At 52.5% G+C, this 2,919-nt stretch carries 3 protein-coding genes and 1 pseudogene; all 4 read right to left on the bottom strand.

Features of this window, described 5'->3' with window-relative positions; translation table 11 throughout:
- A partial coding sequence (gene cobA, locus Q7V06_RS09225) for a uroporphyrinogen-III C-methyltransferase (RefSeq protein WP_304840820.1) occupies positions 1-693 on the bottom strand: 693 nt, incomplete at its 3' end.
- A gap of 2 nt (positions 694-695) precedes the next feature.
- Positions 696-1,583, bottom strand: coding sequence for a hydroxymethylbilane synthase (hemC, locus tag Q7V06_RS09220; RefSeq protein WP_304840818.1), 888 nt, complete (start codon positions 1,581-1,583; stop codon positions 696-698).
- The gene (locus tag Q7V06_RS09215) at positions 1,571-2,815 is read right to left on the bottom strand and encodes a glutamate-1-semialdehyde 2,1-aminomutase (protein ID WP_304840816.1); all 1,245 of its coding nucleotides are present in this window, start codon (positions 2,813-2,815) and stop codon (positions 1,571-1,573) included. Before Q7V06_RS09215 ends, hemC begins: the two co-directional genes overlap by 13 nt.
- Positions 2,802-2,919: pseudogene (locus Q7V06_RS09210) on the bottom strand (porphobilinogen synthase); the annotation flags it as partial. The gene Q7V06_RS09215 and the pseudogene Q7V06_RS09210, both read right to left, overlap by 14 nt.

The raw sequence follows: 2,919 nt of genomic DNA, 5'->3' as shown, positions 1-2,919 counted from the left end.
AATGATTGCTGGTGGCTTCACCCCGGCAGCTTTTGCAACTGTTGTAATGTCAGCCAGTGTCCCGATAGTCACCTGCTGGTCTGGCCGAAATCCCCGTTCAATGATTGCAACAGGCTTGTCACTCTTCATACCGTGAGCAATGAGAGAAGCTGTTATCTGGCCGAGATTCTTAACACCCATTAGAATTACAATGGTCCCTCGGGATTGTGCAAGCCATCCCCAGTCGATTGCAGACTCTTCTTTTTTCGGGTCTTCATGACCTGTCAGAAAGGTGACCTGGCTTGCAAAGCTACGATGGGTTACGGGGATGCCTGCACAACCCGGTACGGCAATGGCACTTGTGATCCCCGGGACGACCTCCACAGTGATGTTATGCTCTCTGAGCACCTCCATCTCTTCTCCACCCCGGCCGAAGACGAACGGGTCACCCCCTTTCAACCGGACGACCCTTCTGCCCTGTTTGGCACGATCCACCATCAGCCTCTCGATCTCCTCCTGGCTGAGGGTATGTGCACCCCCGTACTTTCCACAGTCGATCTTCTCAGCAGATGCAGGGAGGGTGGAGAGGATCTCTTCTCCCGGAAGCTGATCGTACAGGATCACCTCGGCAGCATCGATCACCTCCCGCGCCCGATAGGTTAACAGTCCAAGGCCGCCGGGGCCTGATCCAACCAGATATACCACTCCGCTCATTGTTATTTCAACCCCAGTATGCTCTTTGCTTCAAGTATCAGATCGCTTGAGCGGATCTTAAGTTCCCTTCCAATTCCGCGTGCTTCATCAACTGATTTCACCTGTTCTTCCATCCGTTCGTATCTTTCTCCATCAAGGGAGAGGACCTCTGCTATCAGGTGTCCTTCAAGGCAGTATATCCCCTGCGGCGTGAAACATCCTCCTCCGACCTCTTCCATCACGGCCCGTTCGATCATCGTGTCCATGCGTGTCTTCTCGTGGTCAAGGGGGGAGATGACCTCACAAAGCGCCGGATCATCCCTGCAGACCACTGCGATCGTTCCCTGGTTTGGTGCCGGAACGAACTGATGAGCTGGTAAGCGGATCCCGTTTAGATGAAGAGACATCCGAACGAGTCCTGCTTCGGCAAGCATAATCGCATCATAGTCACCGGATTTCAGTTTTCTGATCCTTGTATCGATATTTCCCCTGAGCTCTCTGATCTCCAGATCGGGATCATATCTCCTGAGCTGGGCACGGCGTCTTGTGCTGGATGTCCCGATGATAAGGACGTCATCAAGTGTCTTCTCAAATGCCAGATAGTCTGTTGGAGGATCGCGAGGAAGGATTGCAGCTGTTGCAATTCCATCCGGCCTTGCTGCCGGAATGTCTTTCATGCTATGAACTGCACAATCGATCTCACCACTCAGTATCGCGTCATCAAGTGCCCTGACAAAGATCCCCTGTCCCCCTACTTCATGCAGTGGAACGCTTGTATCCGCATCACCTTCGGTTTTAATGATGATGATCTCTGTCCTGATCCCGATCTCTCCAAGCTGTTTTGAGACGATCTCTGTCTGTCTCCGTGCAAGGGCACTTCCGCGGGAGCCGATCCGGATCATGGGATGCATGATCGATAGACTCCGGAGATGCTTTCAATATCCTCGTCGGTATGGGCAAATGAGAGGAAGTTCGATTCAAACTGGGCCGGTGGGAGGAAGACACCCTGAGATAGCGCTCCCTTCCAGAACGACCCAAAGGAGATGGTATCGCTCTCTTTTGCTTCTGCATAGTTCTTCGGCGTATCATTCCTGAAGAAATACTTGAAGATCGATCCGATCCGAACAAATGAACCCCCGGCAGATGACGGAAGACTCTCTTCGATCGCCCGCGTACGTTCAGCTGCACGATTGTACTCCTTCCTGTTTGCTGCAAGATAATCGAGGGTGGCAGTGCCTGCTGCAAGAGAGAGAGGGTTTCCATTGAAGGTGCCAGCCTGATAGACCGGTCCGGCGGGTGCGATCATCTCCATGATATCCCGTCTGCCGCCGAAGGCACCGATAGGAAGCCCCCCCCCGATGATCTTTCCAAGGGTCGTAATATCCGGGGTGATCCCATAGTATTTCGCAGCACCCCCGATACCGAGCCGGTATCCGGTGATCACTTCGTCTGATATGAGGAGGACATCATGTTCTTTTGTGATCGCCCTGACCTCTTTGAGATAGTTCTCTTCTGGCAGAATCGGGCCAATGTTTCCCATCACCGGTTCAAGGATGAAAGCGGCTATATCGGAATCTTTTTGGAGGATCTGGTCGAGTGCCTCAGAATCATTATAGGGTACCTGCCGTGTGAAACCCGCAATCTCTTCAGGGATGCCTGCTGAGTCTGGTATTCCAAGTGTTGTTGCACCTGAGCCTGCCTTGATCAGAACACTGTCATGGGCTCCATGAAAGCCCCCTTCTACTTTCAGGATCTTTTTCTTCTGTGTATATCCCCGGGCAAGACGGATCGCCGCCATCGTAGCTTCAGAGCCGCTTGAGACGCATCGCACCATCTCAACGCCCGGCTGGTCCCGGATGATCCTCTGTGCCATCAAAATCTCCTGCTCTGTCGGAGTTCCATAGAGCCACCCGTCTTCAAGTTGTTTTTGAATGGCTGCTTTGATGACTTTATGTGCGTGACCAAGGATGAGTGGTCCGTATCCGAGGCAGCAGTCGATCAGCGTATCATTATCTGCTGTTGTTATCCTTCCGGCTTTTCCCGATACTGTATAGAATGGGTATGGTTTGATCGCCCGGACCGGGCTGCTTACGCCTCCGGGGAGGAGGGTTTGTGCAATTTTAAATAATTCATCGCTTCTCATGCAACCACCTGCAGACATCTTCTGCAAAATATGTGATTATCAGATCCGCCCCCGCACGCTTGATGCAGATGAGTGATTCAAGGGCGACACTCTTCTCATCGATC

The organism is Methanocalculus sp. (genome assembly GCF_030651615.1).
In the GTDB taxonomy this organism is placed as follows: domain Archaea; phylum Halobacteriota; class Methanomicrobia; order Methanomicrobiales; family Methanocorpusculaceae; genus Methanocalculus.
The sequence above is the reverse complement of the archived record's forward strand: the minus strand, read 5'-3'. Positions and strand labels throughout refer to the sequence as shown.

What these genes read in the sequence shown, in the direction of transcription:
- hemC (WP_304840818.1), bottom strand. Translation starts at nt 1,583, where the DNA reads ATGCATCCCATGATCCGGATCGGCTCCCGCGGAAGTGCCCTTGCACGG.
- Q7V06_RS09215 (WP_304840816.1), bottom strand. Translation starts at nt 2,815, where the DNA reads ATGAGAAGCGATGAATTATTTAAAATTGCACAAACCCTCCTCCCCGGA.